This is a genomic window from Saccharopolyspora sp., from assembly GCF_017434145.1.
In the GTDB taxonomy this organism is placed as follows: Bacteria; Actinomycetota; Actinomycetes; order Mycobacteriales; family Pseudonocardiaceae; genus Saccharopolyspora_C; species Saccharopolyspora_C galaxeae.
Genome location: NZ_JAFRFW010000008.1, coordinates 1 through 2,235, shown reverse-complemented (window position 1 = coordinate 2,235; position 2,235 = coordinate 1). Strand labels below are relative to the sequence as shown.

General features: G+C 73.0%; 1 protein-coding gene. It reads right to left on the bottom strand.

Features of this window, described 5'->3' with window-relative positions; all coding sequences use genetic code 11:
* Positions 1 to 2,235 (bottom strand): acyltransferase domain-containing protein (locus tag IJH84_RS00180; RefSeq protein ID WP_295138709.1); only part of this gene is annotated, 2,235 nt, incomplete at both ends.

Sequence of the window (2,235 nt, the reverse complement as noted above, 5' to 3'; positions counted from 1 at the left end):
GTTCGTGCACCGCCTCCGGCCCGGGCCCGCCGCGCAGCGGTACCGCGACCGCTGCGGGCGGCGCCTCGGTCAGGTCGTCGGCGGACGCGACGAGCTCGCCGAGGCCCAGTCCCAAGTCATCCGGCCCGAGCACGGCCCAATCCCCGGCGGCGGCCAGGTCTCCGGAGACCTCTGCCAGTTCGTGGTCGACCCAGTCGAGGTGGAACAACGAACTCAGCTCGTCGCGCCGAGTCGCGGCTTGCTGATCGCCCGCTGCACGCAGCACCAGCGAGTCCACCGACAGCACCGGAACGCCGAGCGGGTCGGCGGCCACCAACCGCACGGAATCCTCGCCGTTCTTGGTGATCCGCACCCGCAGCGAACAAGCCCCCGAGGCGTGCAGCGAACAGCCGCTCCACGAGAACGGCAGCAGTCCGCGGCCGTCGCCTTCGGACACCGCGAACACGGTCGCGTGCAACACCGCGTCCAGCAGTGCCGGGTGCACGCCGTAGCGCTCGGCGTCCGGGGCCTGCCGCGGCAGGTGGACCTCGGCGAAGTAGTCCTCACCGCACTGCCAAACCGCTCGCAGTCCGCGAAAAGCCGGGCCGTAAGCGAGTCCGCTTGCGGCGTAGTCGTCGTAGATCCCTTCGATGTCCACTTCGGACGAATCTGGCGGCGGCCATGCGGCGCCGTCGAAGTCCAGCACGTGTTCGTCCTCGGCCAGCGTGCCCGCGGCGTGCTGGACCCACGCTGCGTCCTCGGCGGGCCGGGAGTGCAGTCGCAGCTCGCGCTGCCCGGACTCGTCCGGATCGCCGATCCAGAGCTGGAGCTGCACCGCGCCCTGCTCGGGCAGCACCAGCGGCGCGGCCAGCGTCAGGTCCCGCACTTGGGCGCAGCCGACCTCGTCGGCCGCGCGCACCGCGAGTTCCAAGAACCCGGTACCGGGGAAGAAGACGTGGCCGCCGACGACGTGATCGGCCAGCCACGGCTGAGTGGCCGTCGATAGCCGCCCGGTGAACAGCAGCCCGCCGTCGGCGAGCCGGACCGAGGCCCCGAGCAGCGGATGGTCCGCGCCGGTCAGCCCGAGACCTGCGGCGTCGCCGGTGTTCGCCGCGGCACTGGGCCAGAACCGCTCGTGCTGGAACGGGTAGGTCGGCAGGCTCACCCGGCGTGCACCGGAACCGGCGAAGAAGCCGTCGAAATCGATGCCGACCCCGGCAACGTGCAGCCGGGCGAGCGCGGTCACCGCTGCGTCCACATCGGACCGATCGCGGCGCAGCACCGGGATCACCGGCGCACCCGGCTCCAGGGTTTCCTGCGCCATCCCGGCCAGCACGCTGTCCGGACCGAGCTCGGCGAACGCGGTGGCGCCCTCGGCGGCCAACGTGCGCACACCGTCGGCGAAGCGGACGGTTTCGCGCACGTGCCGCACCCAGTACTCGGGATCGGTGAGTTCGTCCGCGCCCGCGAGCCGCCCGGTCAGGTTCGACACCACGGGCAGCTGCGGGCGGGCGAAATCCAGGTCCCGCACGACGCCGCGGAATTCTTCGAGCATGGGGTCCATCAGCCGCGAGTGGAACGCGTGGCTGACCGGGAGCTGCTTGGTCCGGCGGCCGTTTTCCCGCAGTTGCGCTGCGACCGCCTCCACCTCGTCCCGGGCACCGGAGAGCACGACCGCGTCGGGCGAGTTGATAGCGGCGATCGAGATCTCCGGCGGCAGCAGCGGAGTGACCTCCTGCTCGGTCGCCTGGACGGAAACCATCGCTCCGTCGCGCGGCAGCGCTTGCATGAGCCGCCCGCGCGCGGCGACCAGCGCGCAGGCGTCGGGCAGCGACAGCACCCCGGCGACGTGCGCGGCGCTGAGCTCGCCGATGGAGTGCCCGGCGACGAAATCCGGCCGCACGCCCCATGATTCGAGCAGCCGGTGCAGCGCGACGTGCACGGCGAACAGGGCGGGCTGGGTCGTCCCGGTCTCGTCCAGTTCGGCGGCTTCGGGACTGCCCGGCGCGGCGAACAGCAGCTCGCGCAGCGGGCGGTCCAGGTGCGGGTCCAGCTCGGCGAGGACGTCGTCCATGGCGGTGGCGAAGGCGGGGAACCGCGTGGCGAGCTCCCGGCCCGCACCGGCGCGCTGCGAGCCCTGCCCGGAGAACAGCACCGCCAACTTGGCCGGGCGCAGCACCTCGCCGCGCAGCGCGGCGGACGGTTCCGCTGCGAGCGCTCCGGCCACCGCGTCGCGCAGCTCGCCGCGGTCGCGAC